This window comes from Drancourtella sp. An12 (genome assembly GCF_002160935.1).
Lineage (GTDB): Bacteria > Bacillota > Clostridia > Lachnospirales > Lachnospiraceae > Sellimonas > Sellimonas catena.
Map to the genome: position 1 here is coordinate 68,792 of NZ_NFLO01000004.1, position 23,119 is coordinate 91,910.

Below are 23,119 nucleotides of genomic sequence, written 5' to 3' on the forward strand. Positions count from 1 at the left end.
GAAAACCGCCGGCCTGTTCCATATTACAGGGGAAAAGATTGACGAGGACAGGAGGAACAAGGAAATGGGAAACCCGAACAACACAAGTATCCTAGTGGGAAGGGTGACGAATGAGCCGAAATTCATCAAGAACAGGCACGGACAGGAATTTTCCTGCCGCTTTGTGCTGGCGGTATCCCGGAACTATAAGTGCAGCGACGGATCGACCAGGGCAGATTTCCTGCCGGTACACCTGGACGGCATCCAGCGGATGGAACACGCCCACCGGATCCAGAAAGGGGACCGCCTGGTACTGACCGGTGCCATCAAGTCGGATAACTACACGGACGCCGGCGGCAACCAGGTTTACACCATGTACGTGGAGGCAGACAGCTTCAGCTGGACCTTTGGCAGGGGCAGCGGCTGGGAAGCCCATGGGAAACAGAAAGCGGCGGAAGCAGAGCCGGATGATGTCCTGGAACTGGAAATCAGTGCCCTGCCGTTTGCGTAATGGAAGGAAGAGCATATCCCGGAGACGGGGTATGTTCTTTTCTGCTTTCTGCCATATTGCAGACGAAAATGGAAAAAACAGGAGGAATCTAATATGAAAGTCAAAGCAAACAGAAAAGAACTGCTCCAGGCAGCAGAACGTGCCATGAAGGTCACACGGAAATCCTACGATACATCCCAGCTGGAGGAATGTTTCCTGTTCGGGGTGGACCAGGATGGGATCACCATCCACGCCTGCACCCAGGTGGCATACTTAAAGACCGGCTGCGGGTACGAGGCGGCGGACAAGCCGTTTTCTTGTGCGTTCCCTTACGACCAGTTCCTGGCCACCTTAAAAACCGCACGGAGTGAGACGGTGGTGCTGGAGCTTCTGGAACACAAAGTCCAGCTTACCGGGGGCAGGATCCGGATCCAGATCCCGTGCATGGACCAGAAGGCATGGCCGAAGGAGCCAGCCTTTGGGGACCCGGACTACGAACTCCCGGCAGGGGAGCTTCTGGAGGCGTTCCTGGAATGCAGCCATTCCCTCCCGGCAAGTGAGACGGTGCTGCCGGTCTTAGGGTCCTACTGCGTGGAACGCACAAAGGACCGCTGGAAAGTAACCAGCTTGGACGGGAAACGGATCTCCATCCGGGGCGACATCCGGGGAAGCGTCGTCAGCCGGAACCTGTTACAGGGGATCAAGCTGGCCCCGGTACTAGGGGTGTTCGGGGAGGACGCCCGCCTTGCCTTCAGCGGGGAGGACGCCATGCTCCATGACGGGCAGACTACGGTGTACTTCCGGACGGTGGACGGCAACTACTTCGATGTGGAACGCCTGCTGGCAAAGCCGGTGTACACAGCCGCCGTGTCCAGGGCAGAACTCCAGGAGGCCTTTACCCTGGCCCTGGGCATCTTACAGTCCGGTGAACCGGCCAGGCTTGTGATGGACGGGGACCAGGTACGGGTACAGGCTGCGGGCACTGCCAGCCTGGACTGTGAAATCCCGGCTGCCTATGACGGGGACCGGACCCGTGCCGTCCCGATCGGGCTGAACCCGAAGTACCTGCTGGATGCGCTGAAGACACTGGAAGGGGAGACAGTCCGCCTCCAGGTCAGCGACGCCTGCGTCACGATGGAGGAACCGGGAAGGCTGGAACTGATCTGCCTGTGCCGGATCCGTTAGCTTTGGGAAAGGAAGAAGGGTATGGGAAACCATATCCTTTTTCTCTGGTTCTGCCATATTGTGGTTGAAAAATTATAAGACAACAGGAGGAACACTATGAAACTGTATGAATTGACAGGGATGTACCTGCAGCTGATGGACATGATGGACGACCCGGACATTGACCCGGATCTGATCTGGGATTCCATGGAGTCCCTGGACGGGGAGATTGAGGACAAGGCCGACAACATCGGGATGCTGATCCGCAACTTTGAGGCGTCCTACGATGCGGTGGACAAGGAGATCAAGCGTCTCCAGAAGAAAAAGAAGTCCTGGGAGCGGAACATTGCAAACTTAAAAGACTACCTGAAACGCTCCATGACCGCCATGGACAAGGAAAACGTCCGGACGGACAAGTTTACTTTCAGTATCCGCCAGGGTTCCTACTCCGCTGTAGTGGACGATGCGGAGAAGCTGCCGGAGGAGTTCAAGGTACCGCAGCCGGACAAGATCCGTCTGGATGACTTAAAGAAGTACTTAAAGGAACACGGGGATACGGAGTATGCCCACCTGCAGCAGGGGGAACCATCCTTAAGCATGCGGTAAAAAAGAGAAGGTGCGCAGTGTGCGTGCCTTTTTTTTACACAAAACCCGGAAATTTTTCCAGAACGTATGCAAAACCGGGGAAAAGTTCCCATATTGCTATCATGAAAAAAAAGAAAGTGAGGTCTTTTCCATTGAATAAGAAAGAAGTATTGGAAATTAAGAAACAGCTGAACCCGGTGCGGTGCTGCCTGACGCACATTGCCGGCTGCTACGTCAACAGTGAGCGGGAGATCATCAGTACCTTCCGCAAGCGGTTCCTGAGCCTGGAAGAGGAGGAAATGCTGAAATTTTTCCAGTTGTTCCAGAAAACACTGTCGGGTACCATTGGGAAGTCGCTTCTCACGTTGGACTACCCTGCCCCTTGTCCGGAGCAGGAAGGGATGCGTTCCCTGTTACAGAGCAGCCTGGAACCCGGGGAAGCCCTGGACAACTTCTACCGGAAGGTTGCGGATTCCTACCAGGGGGAAGGGAACTATTACATTGTCCTGGTACATGGCACCTATGACATCCCGGGGCACACGTCAGACGGGCAGGAGCAGGAAGATGCCTCGGAGGAGGTGTACGACCACCTGATCGGCATGATCTGTCCGGTCAGCTTGGACAAGCCGTCCCTTGTATATAACGCCAAAACCCAGGACGTAGAAAACAAGGAACGGGACTGGGTGCTGGGGAACCCGGACTGCGGCTTTTTGTACCCGGCCTTTACGGAACGGAGGGCAGACACAAACGCCCTGTTGTATTACACAAGACGCCCGGACGTCCTGGAAGAGGCACTGATCCGGGACGTGTTCGGGACAAGCCTGCCGGATACCGCCGCAAAACAGAAGGAAGCCTTCCTGGCTGCGGCCGATGCGTCGGGGCTGACCTTTGAAAATGCCATGGCGCTGAAAGAAGAGCTTGCCCTCCGGGAAGAATCGGAAGGGGACCTGACCCTGGACCGCCCGGAACGGGACGGGTTGTGCCGGCAGTTTGGCATCCGGACGGAAGACCTGGAAGAGGCCATGAAACACAGCCAGGTATCCGCCCTGTTTGCGCCAAACCTGTTTGACAAAAACAAAACCGTGGTCTCCACGGACCATGTGACCATCCGTGTGCCATCGGACCTTGCCGACCTGGTAGAAATCCGGAAGGTGGACGGGGTGGACTGCCTGGTGGTGCGGCCGGACGGCAGGATCCGCCTGGACGGCATCCCGGTGAAGACAGACGGGGAGGTGGCACAATGAGAAAGATCCAGGTAGGGGATTTCGTGGCGGTAGATGGCTGCGTGTTCGACCGGAAGGAGGACGTCCTGGGGACGGTCACCAACCTGTGCACGTACCATATCGTCATCCGGGATACCTATGACATCCAGCGGAGTGTCCAGAACTCGGACATCCCACACATACACCTGATCCGGGCGGCAAGGAGCCGGGACCGGGAACAGCTTCAGAAAGATATCGGGGACGCCACACAGGGCGGTTCCGGAAAGGAGAAAATGAAATGAAATATGTACTGTACCGTTCCCGGGGAGAGATCGCCCGGGACGTCAAGAAGCATACGATTGTAGCGGTGGAATATGGGGAATCCATCCAGGACGTTACCATGGAATTAATCAAAGATGTCATCGACGAACTCAAGGAAGACAAAACCTTCCAGGGATGCGATGCCACGGCCCTGGCACCAAAACGGGTTTGGGAGAATGCCCACCCGTACCAGTATGTCATGACCGGGATTGTGGTGCCGCCCCGTGCTAAGAAAAACATCCTGATTGAGTTCGGGGTGGTAGAACAACGAGAGGAGCCGTAAAACATGAAATGCTGTATCTGCGGAAAGAAAGAATCGGTGTTTTTGCTGCACCGGGGGAAGTTCTGCTTCGTCTGTGAGGACTGCTATAACAAACTGCCTACCTGTGTGAAGGAGTCCCTTACGTCCCTGTCCGCAAAGGATGTGAGGACACTTGCCGGAATCTTTAAACCGACCCTGCCGGGCATGGAGACACCATGGCGGGTGGCAGGGCAGGTAGGGGTCAGCAACACCCACGTCCATATCGAAGGGTTCCAGGTGGCGTTCCGGTACGTCCAGGAAGCAAAGCTGGAGTTCCTGCAGCGGGAGGGCTGCCGTCCGGAGCTGGGCGGCTTCTGGTCCACCTACGGGGACCTCTGCATGGTGTTTACCATTTCCGGCTACCGGATCCGCACCCTGGTGAAGTCCGCCCGGATGTTCTTAAGTATCCGGGACGCCTATCCGGACTTTCTCGTTACCAGGATCGGGCAGGTCCACCTGCCGGAAGACCTTCGGATCCTCTGCGTGCTGATCAACGCCGGGGCAAAGCTTGTGACCCACGACCTGTCCGGCTACCGGAATGTGAAGTTTGACGGGGCATACCGACAGGCAGGGGGACAGTCCCGGGCCAGGGGAGCCTCCTGGGATGGGCAGAAGGAAAGGACTGCAGGACAGGGACAGCAGGGGCAGCAGGGAAGGACTGCCGGGCAGGGAAGGCAGGATTCCGCCCTGGAGACAGCCCTTGCCTATTATGGGCTTTCCATCCCCTTTACGGCGGAGACCCTGAAAAAGAAACGCAATGCCTTGATCCGGAAATGCCACCCGGACCAGATCCTGAAGGATGACAGCTTAAACCCGGAGGATGTGAACCGGTTCTATGACGTTCTGCAACGATACGCCGATAAGGACGGTGAAAAAACAAGATGTTAGAAGAACTGGAACGGAAAATCAGGAACGGGGGATCCCTTTCGGAGGACGAGACCCGGTACCTGTTTTCCCAGCTGCACAAGGACCCGGATCGGATCCGGCACCTGATCGCTTCCGGGAACATGGGACTGGTCAGGAGGGAAACGGCCAGGTTCCGTAGAAGCCCGGAATACGAGGATCTGATCCAGGAAGGGTTTTTGACATTATATGATGCCATCCGGCATTACGACCCGCTCAATAGCGCACCCTTTGCGGTCTATGCGGGGAAATGCATCCGGAACCGGCTGAAGGGGTACCTGCACCGGGAAGGGCGGCTCATTTCCCTGCCCTGGTACGCCCATGGCAAGAAAGGGTACGAAATGCAGAAAAAGGCAGTGGTCTCCCTGGATATCCGGGTGCCGGCCGGGGACGGCTGGGAAGGGGAGGTCAGGCTTATGGACCTGCTGCCTTCGGAGGAGAACCTGGAAGAGCAGGTACTGCAGCGTGCCCAGCTGGAATCCGTGCTGGAAGTGCTGCCAAAATACCTGACGCCTCGGGAGCGGGACATCCTGTGTGACCGGTACGGGCTGTGCGGGAGGCCGGAACAGAGCCGCACGGAGATCCGGAACAAATACCATTACAGCAGGCAGTACGTCTCCGCTGTGGAGAAACACGCACTGCGGAAACTGCGGGAAAGGCTGGTCAAAGATGATGAAAGCTAAGAAACCACGGCACTGGGCCTTTGCCACACTGCGGCAGCTGGGGGTTCTTGCGGCGGTGGTGGCGGCGGTATTTTTTCTCAATACCCAGGTGCTGCAGGTGGTGTATGTCCCGACCGGATCCATGGAGCCGACCCTTCCATCCCGGTCCTTTGCGGCAGGGTTCCGCCACCCAAAGGACTTAAAGCGGTACGACATCATCACCTTTTGGCAGGGGGATGCCGTGCTGGTGAAGCGGGTCATCGGCCTTCCGGGGGAAACCATCGAGGTCCGGGACGGCCATGTATATGCGGACGGCAAACGGCTTAAAGAGGATTTCTGCAGGGAACCCATGGAGACGGAAGAAGGCACCTGGGAGGTCCCGGAGGACAGTTATTTTGTCTTGGGGGACAACCGGAACCACTCCACGGACAGCCGCAGGTTTGGGGCGGTCCGACAGGATGATGTGATAGCGAAACTTTGGAAATGATAAATTATTAAAAAATCAGAAAATAAAAATTCGGAACCAGGTGCCGAATTAGTTATGGCTAACCAAAAAAACAAGGAAACGAAACCGGAGGGGTTCTCCCATATTCTTGGAAAACAAGAAGACAGGAGGAACGAAATGATGGATGGATTGTCTTTGAACGACGCAGCTTTACTGTACTGTATTTTAGGGGAACCGGACCCAGCAGACGGCGAATCCCGCATCTACCCGACGGTGGAAGAGGCACTGGCCTATATGCGGACTGGAAGACGGCCGAAAGCCAGCCGGGACCTGGAAGGGCACAGTGAGGAGAAGGAAGCGGAGCCGGTAATCTATGAGCAGCTTTCTTTCATGTAGTCAAGCCATACGGAAGGACAGATGATGTTACGAACATAAGTAATGTCATCTGTTTTTTCGTGTTTTCCCATATTGTAAGGGAATGAAATGGGAAAAGAGGAGGAATGGATATGCCAAACAATTACCAGAGATTAAAAGAGGAAGCGGACATTGCCATGGTGGTAAACAGCCTGCAGATCCCGGCCACCCGCCGGGGGAGCGCCTGGTTCATCCCCTGCCCGAACCCGGGGCATTCGGACGAACACGCCACCAACTGCTACTACAAGGATGGCTGGAACAACGTGTACTGCTGTGCCTGCGGGAAAAGCTTCCAGGCCATTGACCTGATTATGTACACCCTGGGCTGCGATTACGGGGAAGCCGCTGACTACCTGTGGGAGCTGGAAGGGTGCCCGTCCTGGTACCATAACCGGAAACAGAAGAAGGAACGGTTTACCCTGACCCGGGAGGAGGCAAAGCTGATCGGGATGCACCCGGTTGGGAAGGCCTACCTGCCGGAACGGATGGCGGACCAGAAACGGAAGCTTCCGGGCGGCCGGGAGTACTACCAGAAGGAACTGGACAGCTACCTGGAATGCCGGGTGGAGCGTGTCCGCTGGCAGGACTTCCTGACGGAGGCACAGTATCTGGCAGTGGTAAGGAACAAATGCCGGGAGACCAGGCAGCGGCTGGAAGAGAGCCTTTCGTATTTCCAAAGCCTGGAGGGCGCCCTGGAAGACAGGGACGTCCGGGAAGGCACCCTGTCCCTGTTCCGGGCATCCTGTGAGGAACAGTTAAAGGCAGTGGAGGGCATTACAAAGCGCCTCAAAGCGGCATAAAGAAACAGCGTCCGGGAGGGATCCCGGGCGTTTTTTCTGTTTGGCGGCAAACTTCCATATTCCTGTCTGAAAGAAACAGAATAGAGGAGGAAGCAATATGAGCGAACAAAGAACACACAACCAGGAGTTTGACCCGAAAGCGTGGGAAGCGGACTGCAGGAAATACGATATCAACCATGAGAAGCTGGGCTTCGACGTGGACATCACCTTCCAGGACGGGAAGGTCCGCCTGAAATTAAACCAGCTGGACGAGAAATACCAGAAGGCAGTGAAGCACCTGATGCAGAAGAACATGACCGGGGCGGTGTACTACCTAAACGAGATGTTCCATCCGTGGTATGCCCTGCCGGAAGACGAGGAAGTGGAGGAAAAACGGAACATGGACCACCTCCATGCCAACCTGGAATATTTCATCCACACCCTGTTCCTGTCCGGGCTGGATGCCTTCTGTGAGGCGGTGTCCCAGCAGACGTCCTACTTAAACGCCCAGTATGAACTGAACCATACCCGGTTTGAGGACGGGGTCCTGGTCCGCCTGGACGGAAGCCGCTGGAACGGAAGCGGCTGGGAAAAGGACGGTACCACCACCCACAGCTTCCTGACGGAGACCCTCTGGGGATCCCTCCTGGAAACACGTTGCCAAACCGCTTAACACCAAAGACCTCGGAGATATCCGGGGTTTTTGTATGTTTCTGTCCCAAAACCGCCATGTTTCCTTTTGAAAAACATAGAATACAGGAGGAAACAAACCATGAGGAAGATTACAGATTTCGGAGAAAAGATCGGGGGCGCAAGGAAGGACCTCTGGAGGACCCACGGCATCCAGGAGGAAGATCTCCACGAAATGACCGAGGAAGAACAGAAGTACTATGTCACACGGGAGAACGTCTGGCCCCTCCCAAATGCCAGGAAGCTGGTGCAGGAGGAAGGCGTGGAACCGTGGGTGGCATACTGGCAGCGGAAAGTGCGGCTCTTGATCTACAAAAGCCCGGTGGTCTGGAAAGGGGAAGACTTTGCTAAGGAGGCAGCGGCGTATGTGGCCGGCACCCAGGAAGTGAAACGCCTGGTGATGTCCTGCAGGACGGAAGAGGATGTGAAGGCAGCCGAAGAAGAGATCAATGGCTGGTTCACCCGTGCCCATTACAGTTCCTTCCGGTTCCGGGACGACTGTCCGTACCGCCGGTGCATTTCGTCGAAGGTGTACCTGTTACAGTACAAGCACGGTTCCATGAAGAACCGGGTGGAGGTCTCCGGGTTCCCGTTTGAGCAGAAAACCGGGAAGAAGGGGACACCCCAGAAGAAGGCCTTTGTGCCGCCGCAGCTGATGCACATTGAACGTGGCGGCGAAGACTACCGCCACGGCAGGCACGTAACGCCGGAACGGTGGCAGGACGTCTTTTCCTTCCGTGCGGTGGAGTTTGGCAACTGGTTAAGCCAGAAGGACCGGCAGGCGTCCATGGACTACTGCTTTGACGCCTTAAAAGACCTTGCCCTTGCCCTGCAGGTGGAAGACCGGGACATTGCCTTCCAGACGGACCTTGCCCTTGCCTTTGGTGCCAGGGGGCAGTCCGGGGCATCGGCACACTACGAACCCCTGCGCCGGGTCATCAACCTGACGAAGATGCGTGGCGCCGGATGTACGGCCCATGAGTGGTTCCATGCCCTGGACCACCACCTTGCCCGCCATTACGGCCTGGAAAACAAGGTCCTGGCAAGCGACGGTGCGGAGGACCCAAGACTCCCGGAGAGTTTCCGGACGCTCATCCGTTCCTTAAAGACGGACTACGACGGTAACCCGACCGATTACTACCGGGGCTCCAGACAGTTCGACCGGCATTTTCGAAAGGAAAGCTACGGCTACTGGGCGAGCAATGCGGAAATGGCAGCCCGTGCCTTTGCCTGCTATGTGAAGGACTGCCTGAGCTATGCAAGCGATTACCTGATCGCCCACGCAGACGTGTACGAGTTTGAATTTGACAACCAGTGCCTGTGCGCCCATCCCCAGGGGGAGGAGCGGGAGCTTTACAACGAACTCTTTGACCAGCTGTTCTACGACCTGAAAAAGGAAGGGTTCTTCCACCAGCGGAAGGTGCACGTTCAGCCAAAACAGGAAGCCTGTGTGGCGGAGACACCTGCCGGCTACCATGTGGACTACCACTTCCCGGTTGGGGAGGAAGCCTCCGGACAGTATCTGTTCCAGTTCTAGTCATGAAAAGGAGAAACACTGCAGTTTTTGCGGTGTTTTTTCTTTTTTTAGGCCGTTTGTTCTTTGGGAGGGAAAATATACCATATTGTAGAAGGCAAAGGAGGATGAATCATTTGGAACTGCAATTAAAGGCCATCCGGGCCAATGCCGACTACTCCTTGGAGCAGCTGGCAGAAAAACTCGGATGTGGAAAATCAACTGTATGGAGATGGGAGCATCAGCTCTCCCCGATGCCGCCGAAGATGTTTGAGGCCTACTGTACGGCCTGCGGGGCGGACGAAGAAACAACCGAAGCGCTGCGCAAGCGGCTGAACATTCAAGAGAAAGGAAGGATACTGAAATGAATCAGGATACAAAAATTGAGTGCTACCGGAAAGCATACCAGACCTTAAAGCCGATGGAAGGGGTGCGGAACTTAGGATATCCGGAAGAAAAGAAGGACCTGGAATTTTACTGTGACATCGGACGGTTCCATGTCAACTACAATCTCCGGCTGAACCGGGATTTCATTACCATCCGTGCCGGGAAACTCTATAAGGGGAAGACAGACGAGGAACTGGACCAGATCGGAAGGGAGCTCTCGGAAGGGCAGTCCTTCTACTATACCGGGTACGATGAAAAGTTATACCTGCAGCTGTCCCTGCCGATGGCCGGCATTTCCGACGAAGCAGCCAGGACCCGGGTTGACGAGGAGACCATCCGGTTTTTCCATTTCCTGATGGATGTGGAAGGGGTTTCCATGGAAGAGGTGCCGGAGACGGAGGAACAGGAACCGGAAGCGCAGGAAAAAGGGGAAAGCCGGCAAGGTGTTTTTACAGAGCCTGGGCAGGAAGATGACAGGATTCCCCTGGAAGAACCTGCGCCAGGCGTAACGGAACCGGAGTCCAGGATGGCGGAATTAGAATGGATTGCGGCACGCAGGAAGGACACGGAAGAAAAGGAAGCAGCCCTCAAGGAACGGGAGAGCGCATTTGAGACCCGGGAAGGGGAAGTGAACGCCCGGGCAGAAAGCCTGAAAAACCGGGAGGACGAAGTAACCCGCCGGGAAGCGGATCTTGCCAAACTGCAGGAGGAAGCAGAGGCACAGGCAAACCAGGCACGGACACAGCAGGAGGAGCTTGCCAGACGGGAAGCAGAGATCCAGGCGTCCGAGCAGTCACTGAAAGAACGGGAAGGCTCCCTGGCAGAACAGGAGCAGCAGCTGAAGGAGCGGGAACTCCATGCCGCATCCCGGATCTCTGAGGCAGAGAAACGGGAAGCCTCATTACAGGAACAGGAAGCAGCCATGCAGGGGCAGAAGTCCCAGCTGTCTGAAAAGGAAGAGACGCTCACAGAACGGGAAAAGCTGGTGGTGACCAAGTCGTCCATCCTGGAAGAAAAGGAAGCCATGCTGGAAGAAAAGGCAGAGGGCTTAAACCGGCGGGAACAGGAGGTAAAAAACACCCTGGCACAGCTGGCGCAGGAAGACGAAACCCTGTCCCGGCGGATGAAGGAAGCAGAAGCAAAGGAAGCAGAAGCAAAAGAACAGATCCGGGAAGCGGGCATTGCCGCGGAACTAAAACAGGAACTGGAAACCAACAAAGCGGTCTGGAAGCGGAAACTTGCATCTGCAGAGGAAAGTTTTGCACAGGAACGGAAGGACCTGAACGAGGCAAAGACCGCCCTTGCAGAGGAACGGGACCGGCTGCAGGAACTCGTTGAACAGGGGAAGGCAGAGCAGGAAGAAACAGAGAAAAAACTCGCAAACTGCAAACAGGACCTGAAAGAAACGAGAGCACAGCTTCAGGAAGCCGCCCGATCGCAAGAAGAACTGCAGAAGGCAAAGGAGCAGGAAGCGTTGGCCCATGCCCACAAGGCCGGGGAATACCAGAAATCCCTGGAAGCAAAAGAGACGGAAAACGAGCGGCTGACATCGGAGCTTCGAAAAGCGAAAGAAGAACTCCGGAAGACAGGGGAGGAACAGGCGGACCTCTTACAGGAACTGGAAGCACAGAAAGAGACAGAAAAGCGCCTCCGCAGCAGCCTGACACGGAAGGCAGCGGAACAGGAAGCGGACCGGGATCAGATTACCACCCTGAAGGACCAGCTGGCAGAATACAAACGGCAGATGGAGCATATCGGGACACCGGAAGAGGTCCTGAAAGACTTTGCGGAAACAAGAAAGGAGAACCGGATGCTCAAAAGGGAGATCCAGGACATGGAAATGGAAGCGGCGGCCAATGAGAAAGTTCTACTGGACCGGATCCAGGCACTCTTAGACGAGCAGGAGACTGCCGAAGTGGACGCAAGGAAAGAGGAAGAAGCACAGCTTCCGCAGAACCTGGCAGAGCGCATGGCAGGGGAACTGAAAACCTCCGGCATTACGGTGACACCGGAAGAGGCTTCCGGGCACTGGTATCTTCGTGGCACCAAGGAAAGCTGTACCATTGTGATTGATGTGGAACAGCGGATCGTGCAGATCGCAAAGGAACTGCGGAAGCCGTTTAAATACAACGAGGACGTGTCGAACTGGAACCGGGAGGACTTCGCAGAGTCCTATATCCTGGACAAGTCCGGCATCACCTGCAGGAGGCAGGTACGGGACGTCACCATGGACGTGAACAAGGTCCTGCGGAAACTGATTATTCTGAAATAGGAGGTTAGAACATGAGACGAATACTCAAGGAACTGCGGCCCTTTAAAAAGCCGCTGATTCTGATCGGGATCATTCTCCTGTTCCTGGTCATTTTTACCCAGGTCATTCCGGCCATCCGGGAAATGGATGCCAACAAAACACCCGTTGCGTCCATTGAGGCGAAGAACGGGAAGACCTACGAAAAAGGCGACACCATCCGGGTGCAGGACTTCCAGCTGACGGCAGTCCACGAAAGCGGGAAACGCTCTTCCCTTAGTGGGGACGACGTGAAGCTTTCCCGGACGAAGCCGGCAAAAACCGGGAAGTACACGGAAGTGACGCTGACTTATAAGGACAACAAAGAGATCCAGACCACCGTCAAGGTGAAGAACAGCCGGAACAAGCTTGCGGCATATGCCTGCGGCAGCCCTTCCAAAGGGGATGTGAAGGCCGTGCTGTACTCCAACGGGGAACTGTGCTTTGAAGGGGAGGGCAATGTCCTCCAGTTTGAGCAGGGGGAGTTCCCATGGCTGAATAGTGAGGAAGACATTCCGATCCAGTCCGTGACCTTTGAGGAAGGGGTCCAGCCGGTGAGCCTGGACTACTGGTTCGAAGGCCTTGCGGATTTAAGCTACATTGCACCGCTGCCGGCCTCCGTCCAGAGCATTGTGGGGATGTGTGCCGGATGCGAAGCGCTGGAAACCGCACCGGACTGGAGTGGCTGCACCGGCCTTCTGGATGCCACGGAAGCCTACAGCGGCTGCACCGCCCTGAAGGAGATCCCGGCACTGCCGGCGTCTTTGCGGAACACCACCCGGATGTGTGAGGACTGCGCCGCCCTCCAGACAGCGCCGGACATGACCGGGGCTGCGGGGCTTGAGAACGCAACGGAAATGTTTGCCGCCTGCCAGGAACTGACGGCTACGTCCACGCCGCCGGTACTGGAAGTGATGGACGGGATGTACCAGGACTGCATCAACTTAAAGGCCATGCCGGCCATTTCCGGAACGGTACGGTCCATGAGCGGCACCTTCTCCGGGGACATTTCCCTATCGGAACTGAGCGCCATCCCGGCTTCTGTCCAGGATATCAGCTCCTGTTTTGAGGGCTGCAGTCGGGCGTCCGGGGAACTGAAGGTTGACTGCACACCGGAAGACTACAGCGGGTTCCTGACAGGTGCCTGCAACGCCACCCGGCTGAACTTAACGGGAGGAAGCCGGTACCTGGAAGTGCTGGCCAATACCTGTGACAGCGGGAACGTGCTGGTGAACGGGAAAACGCCAAACCCGGAGGCTACCTCGCCGGCATACTACGAAGAATAGGAAACGAAAGGACAGGCACTGCCTGTTCTTTTCGTATGTAACTTTCCGGGGAAAACCCAGAATAAGTATACTGGATGTGAGGTGAAACTATATGGTAACAAACGGAATCTTACACGTACACAGTACCTTTTCCCTGCACGACTCCACCCAGACGCCGGAGGACATTGTGGCCCGGGCGGCAGGGATGGGCTGCAGGCATATCACGCTGACGGACCACGGCACCCTCTTAGGGGTGGACGACTTCATGGATGCCGGGGCAAAATACGGCGTCAATCCCATCCCAGGGGTGGAGGCCTACCTGGAAGGGAAACAGCACCTGATCCTGGTGGCAAAGGATTACGAAGGGTACCAGGCCATTGCCTATGCCCTCCGGGATGCCAACCGCCATCAGGTGTCCTCGGACTTCAATAAAAAGCTGGTGTATCCGATCATGACACCGGAGATCCTGGAATCCTTCCGGGGGAATACCCATGTCCTTGCCACATCGGCCTGTATCGGGGGACCCATTGCGTCCATCCTGCTGAAAGCCGTCCGGGAACAGCGTACCCTTGCCCGGATCCTGGAACACACCGAAGAGGCAGCTGCGGCCTACGGGGCGGCAAAGGCACGGTATGAGGAGGCTGTTGCCCGGATTGCAAAGCTTAAGGAGGAACGGAGGCCCTATGCGAAGTATGCCGGGAAGCCTTACGGGAAACAGGCAGAACAGAAACAGAAGAAGGCGGACCAGCTGGCGGCGAAGGTTAAGGCCCTGGAAGGAAAGGAAGACAGGACCGCAAAGGAAGACGCTGCTCTGGAGAAGTTACGGGTACAGGAAAGGGATGCCAGGAGGGAAGCCGGGGACTGCGCACACCTCCACGAAGACGCCCGGAAGGTGCTGGAGGTACTGGACCGGGAATTGAAGCAGTGGGGGGAAGTCCGGAAGGAACAGAAAGGGATCCTGGACAGGACAGCGAAAAAGGCACAGAAGCACCGGGAGGCGGCGGAACGGTTAAAAGCCGTAGAGGCTCTGGACCCGGAGGCAGCTTATCGGGAGGCACGGGAGCGGGCAGAATGGTTTCGGGACCTGTTCCAGCACTTTTACCTGGAACTCCAGTACCACGGCCTGGAAGACGAGGCCTACGTGATGCCCCTGCTGGTGCGGATCGCCCGGGAGACGGGGATCCCCCTGATTGCAGCCAATGACGCACACATGACGGACGCCTCGGACGCCGCCCTGGAAGCCCGCCAGATCCTGCGGTTCAACTATTTCCGCCGGCACCAGGAGCTGGGGGATGCGGACCGGGAACTGTACTTAAAATCCGATGAAGAACTGCGGGATGCCTTACGCCGGGCGGTGGACCCGGAAGCCGTAGAGGAAGCCATGGAAAACCTGAACATCCTGGGGAGATGCAAGGTAGTCTTCCCAAAGGAGAAGCATTACCCGAAGGTGGAAGGGGGACCGTCCTTTGACGAACTGCTGGACGCAGCCCGGGAAGCCCTGGTCCAGAAAGGGGAATGGGATGACGCCCACGAACAGTGCCTGAAACGGGAACGGGAAGTGATCCATTCCATGGGGTACGTGGACTACCACATGGTGGTCCGGGACTTCTGTATCATGGGGCGGTCCCTGGGTGTGGTGCCAAAAGATCGGCTCCCGGATATGCCCCTCCGGTATGACCAGGCCCTCTCGTGGATCCAAAAACAGGGGTACGGCATCGGCGTGGGGGTCGGCCCGGGGCGTGGCTCCGCCGTGGGATCCCTGGTCTGCTACCTTCTGGGGATCACCAACCTGGATCCGGTGAAGTATGATCTGCTGTTTGAGCGTTTCCTGAATCCAGAGCGTGTATCTATGCCAGACATTGACACCGACATTAAAACGTCTCTTCGTCCATACCTTATTCAGTTTATAAAACAGAAACATGGAGAGAAAGCAGTCGCATCGATCTCTACAGTTATGAGATATGCAGGACGAGGTGCGCTCAAAATGGCAACGCGTGACCGCGCTGATGAGTTATATGGAAAACTTCCATCAAAAGAACGTAAGATTCAGAAAAGTCAATATTCTGATCGGCTAGCAAAAGTATCAGAATTTATTCCAGAGATGTGGGATGGTGATCTCTCCAGTCTGGAACCTGAATTCCTGGCAGAATTTTCAGGAAAAGAAGAGAGATTGATCTGGGAGCGAGCAAAACTGATCGAAGGGAAGGTAAGTAGTACTTCGGTTCACGCTGGAGGAATTGTGATATCGGATAATGAGGATCTGTGTGATTATGTGCCTTTGTTATGGCGGGAAGATAAACAGACCTGGGCAACTCAGTGTGATATGATCCGAGTAGAACAAAAAGGAATGTTAAAAATGGATCTATTGGGATTGAACACCCTTGACTGTATATCAGATACTATGAATCTGATTTGGAATCGATATGGGGTAGCAGTAGATTTGGATCACCTTCCTTTTGAGGATGCAATTTTCCGGGAGATTTACGCCGCCGGGAATACCAACAGCGTTTTCCAGTTCGAGTCCCCGGGCATGAAACAGATGCTGCGGGAATTCCGCCCCACCTGTTTTGAGGACCTGATCCTTCTGGTTGCCGCCTACCGCCCGGGACCGATGCAGTTTTTGGACCATATCATTGCCGTGAAGCACGGGAAGGAACCGGAAACTTACCGGACGCCGGAGCTGGAACCCATCCTGTCCAAAACCTATTCCGCCATCATCTATCAGGAGCAGGTCATGCAGATCTTCAAGGACCTGGCCGGGTATTCCCTGGGCCAGGCAGACCTGGTACGCCGTGCCATGTCCAAGAAGAAAACGGAAAAACTGCAGGTGGAGCGGAAAGCCTTCATCGAGGGTGACCCGGAACGTGGCATTGCCGGCTGCCGTGCCCATGGCATCCCGGGAGAGGCCGCCAACGCCCTGTTTGACGAAATCATGGACTTTGCCAGGTACGCCTTTAACAAATCCCATGCGGCAGCCTATGCCATGGTGTCCTATCAGACGGCATGGCTGAAATACCACTACCCGGCAGAATTCCTGTGTGCCATGTTCAACAACAAGGAACAGGAAGCTTACGGCCCCATTGTGGAAGACTGCGCATCCTATGGAATTGCCCTGCTTCCGCCGGATATCAACCGGTCAGAAACGGGATTTGTGGTGGAAGAGGAAGGGAAGTCCATCCGGTACGGATTTTCCGGCATTAAGGGGATCCGGGAGTCCGAAGACCTTTCCTGGATCCTGCAGAAGCGTGGGGGCCGGTTCCGGTTTGCACCCTTCCTGTCCATGTCGGACTTTGCGGTACGTGTCAGCCGGAACGGGAAGCTACTCCACCGGGGGTTCCTTATGACCCTGGCAAAGAGCGGGGTGTTTGACTGCCTGGCACCGGACCGGACGGCACTGGTACAGTGGCTGGAAACGGCACCGGAGGAAGGCATCCTGCCGGCAGTAGAAGCCCAGGAACCACAGTGGAAACAGCGGCCGACAGACCGGCGCACCCTCCGGCAGTGGGAGAGTGAGTACCTGGGACGGCTGTTAAGCGAAGATCCCCTGCGGGACTACCGGGAAGACGGCTATTACGGCTGTACGCCCATCGGGGAGCTGGAAGAGGGCCGATGCACGTTTTTCGGATATATCACGGACTATGAAGAAAAGGTAAGCAAAAAGGGGAATCCCATGCTGATTGTCCATATCCAGGGGAAAGGCGCTTCCCAGGACGTACTGTTTGTGGGAGACGGCAGTGCCAGGTACCTGGGCCAGATGGAATACCTGGAACACCGGGTAGTCAAGGTGCAGGGCACGAAAACGGAAGGGACCGTGTTCGGGAACTGGATGGAACGGCTGATGCCGGTGCGGAAAACCTACGGGTATGTCTGCCAGTCCCAGCAGTCCTACCAGCTCTTGGCAGACGTGCTTTCTGCCGACTGGGAAGGGGGCACGGAAATTCTCGACATCTTTACGTTCTGGAAAGGCCCGGCAGACGCCCCGGTTCCGGAACCATGCCCCCTCATGGTGCGGAAACGGGTGCATCCGGAAACCCTGGCTCGCCTGGGGCTGAAAAAGAACAGAGTGAAGCAGGGGAGCTGAGACGGCTTTCCCGGAGAGAAAAAAAGGACAGGGACCTGCAGTTTTGAGCAGATCCCTGCTTCTTTTAAGCGGAATAGGCTTGGCAGAAGCTGTAGTAGCAATAGTAAAGGGTGGAGTGGGGTTCGTCTTTGGTCAGCTCCCAGACGCATTTTAACAGGTTGATCCCCAGGTGTTCCATCGGGACACGGAGGCGGTACTGGTCCAGCCATGCACGGCCGTCCGGGGAGGAGAGGAACCGGTACAGGTTTTCTAGGTCTCCGAAAGGACGATAGTGGGAGATCAGGTAGCAGAGGCAGACACAGAAACGGTAGAACCCTTTCTGGCCTAAGAAGTATTCCCGTGGGAACTGGGCATTCCCGTCCAGGATCTTCTGGTAGAGTTCCTCAATGAGGCTGCGTTCGCTTAAGTGGATGGCATTCGGATACAGAAGCGCCAGGATATAGCGGCAGTCCCGGGGACCCAGTTCCGGCGGGTACACAATAAAATCAGCCAGGCGTTCCAGTTTCATGAAATGGATCATGTAACCGTCAAACTTTTGCCTGGCTGTCTGGACATCCCATCCCAGCACGTCCTCAATGGCAAACCGGATGCAGTCCAGGGCCTTCTGCTGGTTGCTTCCGCCCGGCAGGGCATTGACGAAGTGGTATGGGCTGATACCGTCCTTATTCCCCAGTAATACTTCCAGATATTCTAATTTCAATTCATTCATAAAAATTTTTCTCCTTTTTTAGTCTGATATTCCAAAATTCTCCCATGTTGTGAAAGGATCCTTTTTCAATATGGGAGATTTTCCCATTTTCGTATGCAAAATTACGGAAAATTATGAAATTTCGTATGATACAGATAACAAACGGGAAGATTCCCGGAAAGGAGAGGACAGATTGTGCTTGGACATTACTACCGGACACTGGAACGGGACGAGGCAACGGGGGATACCCGGTTCCTCTTTTCGCCAACGGAACCCTGCCCGGAAGCACGGGACGGGCTGTTGCAATGCAGGGGCCGGATCGGGATCTATGCCAAAGGAATTCCGCTTTGCATCACCGGGGCGTGGGACGGGGGCAGCTATGCCGTCACGGACGCCCGGCTGTCCACGGACACCCGGGAGGGGAGCCGGCAGATCCTGGACTTTGTGACGGACCTGACGGAAACCCAGATGGGGCAGGTAGTGGACGCCTGTAACGGACAGGCTTTTGCCCTTTTGGAACAGCCGGAAATCCTGGACGGCATCCTGAAACGGAGCCGGGATGGGAAGAAGAGCGCCATTCTTGGAAAGCTGCGGCAGCTGCAGACCCAGGAAGCCCTGTCCCGGAAGCTCATGGGGTACGGGGTTCCCTTAGACCGGATCGAAGCCCTTATCCAGGACGGGGTATCCCTGGAACAGCTGAAACGGGGGCCGTATTATCCCTTCCTGTTCCATGACATTTCCATCTACCTGGCAGACCAGCTGGCCTATGAGGAAAGCCGGATCGCCCCCTATGACGAGCGGCGGTTATTGGGGTTTTTGGCGGATGCCATGCTGCTTGCCCGTGCCGCCGGCCATACCTGCCAGACGCTGGAGGAAGTGTGCCGCACCATGAACCGGAGGCTGAAGCCGTCGGTGTACCCGGACACCCGGGTGGGGAAGGCCCTGGTGTCGTACCTGGTCTCCCTTGCCCCGAAACAGTTCGGGTTCCATGTGGTAGGCGGCAGGCTGTACTTATATGAAACACCGGTATGGGAAGAGGAAACCCGGCTGATCCATGCCATCCACAAGCTGGCCCGTGCAAAGAAACCGTTCCTTCCGGACGTGGAGGTGGACCGAATTGAGAAAACCATCGGGATCACCTACAACCAGGAACAGCGGGCTGCCTTTGCCCTGTTAAAGGAAAGCGGCGTCAAGGTCCTGACCGGGCCTCCGGGAAGCGGGAAGACCGCCATGATCCGGGGGCTTCTGGAAGCGGTGCAGGATCTTGCCCCGGAAAAGCGGATCCAGTTATCCGCCACCACCGGACGGGCATCCCAGGTATTAAGCGCCAGCTGCGGCCGGCCTGCGGAAACCGTACACAAGCTTCTGGGGATCCGTCCCTTTGGGGACAGCCTCTGGTCGAGGAATGAGTCCAACCCGGTGGAAGCGGACATCCTCATTGTGGACGAGGTGTCCATGCTGGGCTTAAAACTGGCATCCCTCCTCTTCCGGGCAGTGAAACCGGGGAGCATCCTGCTCCTGGTGGGGGATGACAACCAGCTCCAGAGCGTGGAGTATGGCAGCATCCTACAGGACCTGATGGCCTCCGGGCAGGTGGAGGTCTACCGGCTGACCAAAGTCATGCGCCAGTCGGGGTTGATCTATGGGAATGCAAAAAGGGTGCTGGAAGGGCGCACGGACCTGCCGGAAGGCCCGGACTTCCATATCCACCACTGCCGGGAGGAGGACGTGTACCAGATCCTTACCGGAAAGATCCGAAAGGACGACTGCCGGGTGATCTCACCGGTAAAGGGCGGTCCCTGCGGGGTGCGGGAACTGAACCGCCGGCTGCAGGAACGGGCGGACACCGGGGAGGTGTGCCTGACCTACAACCGGGTCACCTACCATGTGGGGGATCTGGTGCTGATGAACCAGACCAACTATGAGAAAGGGTATTACAACGGGGATATCGGCCGGATAGAGGGGAAGGACGGACGTGGGATCCTGGTGGCCTTTGAACGCTGTGTCCTGCACCTGGACCGGGAGGACTACCACGTCATGTCCCTGGCGTATGCCATTACCGCCCACAAGGTACAGGGCAGTGAATTTGGACAGGTGCACATCGTATTGCCCCGCCAGCCGGAGCATATGCTGACCCGGAGGATCCTGTACACGGCCATCACAAGGGCGAAACAGGAAGTCCACCTGTACGAGGTGGAGGACGCCTGTGCCTTCGCCATATCCAACCAGGCGGAACGCCCACGGCGCACCCTGTTGGCGGACCGGATCCGGGGCGGGACGGACTAAGGACATCCAATTTTGATCAGAACAACAACAAAAGAAAGGAGAGACCGCCCGGGAAGTGTCCCGGCAGGAGGGGACGTCCCTTTTAGGGACACCGGGCGGGAAGGAAACAAGATGCAGGAAAACCGAAACGAAACCGAACTGTGCTATATTGACGAGGAACAGATCGTTCCCAACCCCCTGAACCACTTTTCCGTGGAAGGGATTGAGGAAATGGCAGGGAGCCTCCGGTCTTACGGGATTGTCACGCCCCTGACGGTGATTGGGCCGTATGGGGACGGGACCTTCCGGCTGATTGCCGGGGAGCGGCGTCTGACTGCCTTCCGGAAGCTGAAGGAACAGGGGGAGACGGAAGACGGGAAGCTGCCGTGCTATGTGATCGGCACGGCGGAGATGCCGGAGACCGAACAGGAACTACTGATTGAGGTGTCCAACGTGGATACCCGTGACATCCAGAACAAGCAGATGCACTACATGAAGATCGTCCGGTTAATCAAGGAGCTGGTGGACCGGGAAGGCTTAAGCAAACGCAAGGAAATGCAGCTTCGGAAGAACTATATGCGCTGCTCGGAACGGTACGCAAGGTTCTACAACCAGGTGTTTGAAAACGACAACCCGGAACTGACCCGGATGGTGGAAGACAATACCATCAGCATTTCCCGTGCGGGACGCATCGCCGGGCTTCCGGACGACCTGCAGGAGCTGGCAATCCGGGACGTCCAGGCAGGACAGCCCCAGGACGAGGTAGTGGAACGCTATTCCAAAGAACATACCAGGCGGGTGGAAAGCGCCGCAGTTCCAGCAGCCAAAGCCCTGGAGGCACCAGCAGAACCGGATCTTCCGAATAGGACCATGCCAGACCTTCCGGATTTTCCGGAGGCGGGACAGCAGGTCAGCCAGCAGCCGGGACCGGAAGCCCCGCCTTCTATGGCAGACCCTATCCGGGAACCGGAAGCAGACGGCGGGGAAGAGGACCTGGACGCCATGTGGGAAGAGCTGGGGGTGGATGCCTTCCATTCGGAAGCCCTGGCCTTAGATACCACACAGACCTTAAATACCTACCAGACCCGCAGAGGCGTCTCGGGGGAAGAGGAGCTGGATACGGTCCTTGCCTGGTGCGGCAAGATCCGGAAAGCCGCCGCTTTGACGGAAGCGGAATGGGAGGCCGTGGAAGCCTGCCGGAAAGTCGTGGAGAAGTTCTGCGGCATCTGATCCCCCGTCCACACAACCACAGATCGCCAACCGCCCGGACGATTCCCGTCCGGGTGTTTTTTTTGCGCCCCGTGTCCGGCTTGGCCCCGGGGAGCAGGGGCGGGATCTCCCATATTCCCGCTGTAACAAAAAACCAAAAGGAGGTAATAGCTATGAGCTTAGAAGCAGAACGGGGCGTGGATCTTGGCTACAAGATGACGGACCTGTTTTTGAAGGGTGCCAACACCCTCTTGTCCGTAGTGACCGAAGCCCTGCAGTACCTGGACAGGGACCCCATGGCAAAGACCCTGAAATCCTACATGGACCATGGCGGGAAGCTGGAATTTTCCATCTGTCAGATAGCCTACGGGGAGGAACTGGAACGTGCCCTCCGGAAAGAGGGGATCACGTATCTCCGCTCCAACGACATGGCAAACGGCGGGATCTGCATCTTCCTGTATGCCGACCGTGACCGGGAGCGTGCAGAGCAGGTATTTGCCAGGTTCCGTGCGGAACACGGGCGTTCCGGCATTGCGGACCAGGGTGTGTTCTGGGCCTACGCAAAGGATGATGTCCGTACCATATCGGGACTGTCTGTACATGAGGCCATGCTGTTTTCCGAAAAGGCGGAAAAGGCCGGCATCCTGGTTTCCATGGACGAGCCGCAGAAAGGGGTGTTTGCCCTCCACTACGCAGGCCGGGATATGCCGGTACTGGAGAGCATTAAGGCAACGGTGGCGCTGGAACTGTCCGGGAAGTCCGGGGAGGCACTAAAAGGGCAGCTGGAGTATGAAAACCGCACCTTTACGGAGATCAGCGAAAGGCTGGTACAGCCCACGGAGGCACCATTCTATGTGGTGGACTTATCGGGGAACACCATGGAGGTGACGGACCGTGGGATCCGGTACGAAGGGGACAAGGGTGTCATCACCATCGACCGGCTGGAAGAGGCATACTGGGAGCGTGCCAATGAACTGCTGCTGGAATTCCGGAACCCGACCCTGTTAAACCAGGCGGAGATGGAACGGCTGTCCGCCAACCCGGACAAGCGGCGGATCCTCTCGGAGATTTCCAAAGACCACGGGCGTCCCCAGATCACAAGGGAAGAGTACCTGGAAGCACGGGAAAAGCTGGAGCAGAAGGAACTGTATGAAATGAAGCTTGCCATGGAGGACCCGGACCACAGCCGGATTGCGTTCAATATTGAGGATGCGGACCTGCGGCTTGGTACCTTTGAGGAGTTCAATGACCTCAATGAGGAGGAAAACCGGAACATCCGGGAGGACCTCTTCCAGGACGCCAGGAGGCGGCTGAAACGCTACCAGAACCTGGACCGTGCGGAGGAGGACACCCTGGAGGAACGGGAGTTTGCCGACCGTATCCTGGATGGCCAGTCCCAGGAACAGGACTTCAACCGGGAGGCCTGGGACCTGATGCACGACAAGAACAACAACTATATCCCGGACGAATATGAAAGGAGAGGATAACC

21 protein-coding genes are annotated in these 23,119 nt (G+C 56.5%); 20 read left to right on the top strand and 1 reads right to left on the bottom strand.

Going from position 1 to position 23,119, the window contains the following annotated elements; all coding sequences use genetic code 11:
* Positions 1-64 precede the first annotated feature (64 nt).
* From B5E64_RS05840 to dnaE, 17 genes are all read left to right on the top strand, one after another.
* Positions 65-490 (top strand): single-stranded DNA-binding protein, encoded by a 426-nt coding sequence (locus tag B5E64_RS05840; RefSeq protein WP_087167598.1) that lies wholly within the window; start codon positions 65-67, stop codon positions 488-490.
* A gap of 93 nt (positions 491-583) precedes the next feature.
* The gene (locus B5E64_RS05845; protein ID WP_087167599.1) at positions 584-1,654 is read left to right on the top strand and encodes a DNA polymerase III subunit beta; all 1,071 of its coding nucleotides are present in this window, start codon (positions 584-586) and stop codon (positions 1,652-1,654) included.
* Positions 1,655-1,750: 96 nt separating this feature from the next.
* Entirely contained in the window at positions 1,751-2,239 is a 489-nt protein-coding gene (locus B5E64_RS05850; protein ID WP_087167600.1) for a siphovirus Gp157 family protein, read from the top strand.
* A gap of 131 nt (positions 2,240-2,370) precedes the next feature.
* Positions 2,371-3,462 carry a DUF4317 domain-containing protein gene (locus tag B5E64_RS05855; RefSeq protein WP_162610143.1) on the top strand — a complete coding sequence of 364 codons (1,092 nt, stop codon included), beginning with the start codon at positions 2,371-2,373 and terminating at the stop codon, positions 3,460-3,462.
* Entirely contained in the window at positions 3,459-3,722 is a 264-nt protein-coding gene (locus tag B5E64_RS05860) for a hypothetical protein (RefSeq protein WP_087167602.1), read from the top strand. Before B5E64_RS05855 ends, B5E64_RS05860 begins: the two co-directional genes overlap by 4 nt.
* Positions 3,719-4,024 (top strand): hypothetical protein, encoded by a 306-nt coding sequence (locus B5E64_RS05865; protein WP_087167603.1) that lies wholly within the window; start codon positions 3,719-3,721, stop codon positions 4,022-4,024. Before B5E64_RS05860 ends, B5E64_RS05865 begins: the two co-directional genes overlap by 4 nt.
* 3 nt (positions 4,025-4,027) lie before the next feature.
* The gene (locus tag B5E64_RS05870; protein WP_087167604.1) at positions 4,028-4,930 is read left to right on the top strand and encodes a DUF4428 domain-containing protein; all 903 of its coding nucleotides are present in this window, start codon (positions 4,028-4,030) and stop codon (positions 4,928-4,930) included.
* Positions 4,924-5,628: a sigma-70 family RNA polymerase sigma factor gene (locus tag B5E64_RS05875; RefSeq protein ID WP_087167605.1), complete on the top strand. Its 705-nt coding sequence runs from the start codon at positions 4,924-4,926 to the stop codon at positions 5,626-5,628. Before B5E64_RS05870 ends, B5E64_RS05875 begins: the two co-directional genes overlap by 7 nt.
* Positions 5,615-6,094 carry a signal peptidase I gene (gene lepB, locus B5E64_RS05880; RefSeq protein WP_087167606.1) on the top strand — a complete coding sequence of 160 codons (480 nt, stop codon included), beginning with the start codon at positions 5,615-5,617 and terminating at the stop codon, positions 6,092-6,094. The genes B5E64_RS05875 and lepB overlap by 14 nt, the downstream gene beginning before the upstream one ends.
* Before the next feature lie 135 nt (positions 6,095-6,229).
* Complete coding sequence (locus B5E64_RS05885; protein WP_087167607.1) at positions 6,230-6,448, top strand: hypothetical protein; 219 nt, start codon at positions 6,230-6,232, stop codon at positions 6,446-6,448.
* A 110-nt stretch (positions 6,449-6,558) separates the two neighbouring features.
* Positions 6,559-7,266, top strand: a complete 708-nt coding sequence (locus B5E64_RS05890; RefSeq protein ID WP_087167608.1) for a CHC2 zinc finger domain-containing protein — start codon at positions 6,559-6,561, stop codon at positions 7,264-7,266.
* 97 nt (positions 7,267-7,363) lie between these two features.
* A complete protein-coding gene (locus tag B5E64_RS05895) occupies positions 7,364-7,918 on the top strand; it encodes a hypothetical protein (RefSeq protein WP_087167609.1) in 555 nt (184 codons plus the stop codon).
* Positions 7,919-8,017: 99 nt separating this feature from the next.
* Complete coding sequence (locus B5E64_RS05900; RefSeq protein ID WP_087167610.1) at positions 8,018-9,472, top strand: LPD1 domain-containing protein; 1,455 nt, start codon at positions 8,018-8,020, stop codon at positions 9,470-9,472.
* A 113-nt stretch (positions 9,473-9,585) separates the two neighbouring features.
* Positions 9,586-9,816: a helix-turn-helix transcriptional regulator gene (locus B5E64_RS05905; RefSeq protein ID WP_162610144.1), complete on the top strand. Its 231-nt coding sequence runs from the start codon at positions 9,586-9,588 to the stop codon at positions 9,814-9,816.
* Entirely contained in the window at positions 9,813-12,107 is a 2,295-nt protein-coding gene (locus B5E64_RS05910) for a hypothetical protein (protein WP_087167612.1), read from the top strand. The genes B5E64_RS05905 and B5E64_RS05910 overlap by 4 nt, the downstream gene beginning before the upstream one ends.
* A gap of 11 nt (positions 12,108-12,118) precedes the next feature.
* Entirely contained in the window at positions 12,119-13,408 is a 1,290-nt protein-coding gene (locus B5E64_RS05915; protein ID WP_087167613.1) for a bacterial Ig-like domain-containing protein, read from the top strand.
* A gap of 91 nt (positions 13,409-13,499) precedes the next feature.
* The gene (dnaE, locus tag B5E64_RS05920; RefSeq protein WP_087167614.1) at positions 13,500-17,468 is read left to right on the top strand and encodes a DNA polymerase III subunit alpha; all 3,969 of its coding nucleotides are present in this window, start codon (positions 13,500-13,502) and stop codon (positions 17,466-17,468) included.
* A 64-nt stretch (positions 17,469-17,532) separates the two neighbouring features.
* Here the strand turns inward: dnaE and B5E64_RS05925 are convergent, their stop codons facing one another.
* Positions 17,533-18,177, bottom strand: coding sequence for a hypothetical protein (locus B5E64_RS05925; protein WP_087167615.1), 645 nt, complete (start codon positions 18,175-18,177; stop codon positions 17,533-17,535).
* A gap of 174 nt (positions 18,178-18,351) precedes the next feature.
* Between B5E64_RS05925 and B5E64_RS05930 the strand changes: the two genes are divergently transcribed.
* From B5E64_RS05930 to B5E64_RS18000, 3 genes are all read left to right on the top strand, one after another.
* Positions 18,352-20,442: an AAA family ATPase gene (locus B5E64_RS05930; RefSeq protein ID WP_087167616.1), complete on the top strand. Its 2,091-nt coding sequence runs from the start codon at positions 18,352-18,354 to the stop codon at positions 20,440-20,442.
* 12 nt (positions 20,443-20,454) lie between these two features.
* Positions 20,455-21,651 (top strand): ParB/RepB/Spo0J family partition protein, encoded by a 1,197-nt coding sequence (locus B5E64_RS05935; RefSeq protein WP_140398835.1) that lies wholly within the window; start codon positions 20,455-20,457, stop codon positions 21,649-21,651.
* 152 nt (positions 21,652-21,803) lie between these two features.
* Positions 21,804-23,117 carry a hypothetical protein gene (locus tag B5E64_RS18000; protein ID WP_087167617.1) on the top strand — a complete coding sequence of 438 codons (1,314 nt, stop codon included), beginning with the start codon at positions 21,804-21,806 and terminating at the stop codon, positions 23,115-23,117.
* Positions 23,118-23,119: the final 2 nt, after the last annotated feature.